Origin of the sequence: Streptomyces glaucescens (genome assembly GCF_002154375.1) — a bacterium.
Lineage (GTDB): Bacteria > Actinomycetota > Actinomycetes > Streptomycetales > Streptomycetaceae > Streptomyces > Streptomyces glaucescens.
Genome location: NZ_MUND01001011.1, coordinates 1 through 800 on the forward strand (window position 1 = coordinate 1; position 800 = coordinate 800).

General features: G+C 71.9%; 1 protein-coding gene. It reads right to left on the bottom strand.

Annotation, left to right across the window (positions count from 1 at the left end):
• Positions 1-388 (bottom strand): UvrD-helicase domain-containing protein (locus CCN42_RS40210; protein WP_158102208.1); only part of this gene is annotated, 388 nt, incomplete at its 3' end.
• Positions 389-800: the final 412 nt, after the last annotated feature.

The window sequence follows — 800 nt, forward strand, 5'->3', positions numbered from 1 at the left end:
CGGCCTTGTTGGTGAAGGTGATCGCGAGGATCTGGCCCGGGTGGGCGCCCCGCTCGGCCAGCAGGTAGGCGATGCGGTGGGTGAGCACGCGGGTCTTGCCGGAGCCGGCGCCGGCCACGATGAGCAGGGGGGAGCCGGAGTGGACGACGGCTGCGCGCTGGTTCTCGTTCAACCCCTCCAGGAGAGCGGCCGAGTCCACCGCGGGGCGGGGTGCGCCGTCGCGGTAGTACTCCTCCCGGTCCGGGGGCAGGTCGAACTTCCCGCCGAACAGATCGTCCGGAATCGACTCCGGCACGTGATCGTCCTCGGGCGGCGGCGGGGGCTCCTCCGCGTGGGCCCGCGGGGCCTGGAGATCCGCCAGGAAGCTGTCGTCAAAGAGGCTGCTCATCGCTCTCCGAGTCTAGGGGGCCCCACTGACAACCGAGGGCCGCCCGGAGAACATCACAGTCGCCAGGGCTTCGGCGGGCACAAGGGAACCGGGCCCCTCACCCGCCGCGCTCGGCCCGCTACGCCGCAGGTCGGCCACGCCCCGCTCAGGTTCGGCGACGGCGAGCGACACCGCTCGAAAGGTCACGAAAATGTATCGGGCATATCACCCACCAACCTTCACACGAGCCACACGAGTTGGCTACCGTGCCGGGCAGGCCGCACGACCCCCACCGGCGAACGTCGCCGGGCCGCGCGGCCTCCGCCGAGTCCGGCGCCCCCACGGCGGCCGGAGCCGGGGACCCAACCGACTCTGGGGTGAATCGGACCCTCCCTTCCCCGGGAGGACCGTAGGGCAACCCTTCCTACCCACC